The sequence below is a fragment of the Faecalibacterium sp. DFI.5.82 genome, from assembly GCF_029076575.1.
GTDB lineage: Bacteria > Bacillota > Clostridia > Oscillospirales > Ruminococcaceae > Faecalibacterium > Faecalibacterium duncaniae.
This window is the reverse complement of sequence record NZ_JARFIS010000443.1, coordinates 1-314: the sequence shown is the minus strand read 5'-3', so window position 1 is coordinate 314 and position 314 is coordinate 1. Positions and strand designations below refer to the sequence as shown.

At 61.8% G+C, this 314-nt stretch carries 1 protein-coding gene; it reads right to left on the bottom strand.

The window, feature by feature from the left end:
- Positions 1–130: 130 nt before the first annotated feature.
- On the bottom strand, positions 131–314 hold a 184-nt coding region (locus P0G09_RS17345; RefSeq protein ID WP_275253295.1), incomplete at its 5' end, for a histidinol dehydrogenase.

The following is a 314-nucleotide window of genomic DNA, read 5'->3' as shown; positions in this document are numbered from 1 at the left end:
GGCGCTTCGCGCCAGCTCCCCCAAAGGGGGAGCCTCTGGCGGTTTTCCGTAACCTTGCGGGAAATTGCCTAAGCCTCTCCCTTTGGGAGAGGTGGCATTGCAAAGCAATGACGGAGAGGGCGAGCCGCCTTTAGTCCTCTTCATATCTTATCGTCACACTCTTCGCATGGGCGTGCAGGCCCTCGCGCTCGGCTAAATCGGCAATGCGGGGTGCCACCTCGCCCAGCGCCTCGCGGGTGTAGTAGAGAAAGCTGGACTTCTTCACAAAGTCGTCCACACCCAGCGGGCTGGAGAAGCGGGCCGTGCCGCTGGTG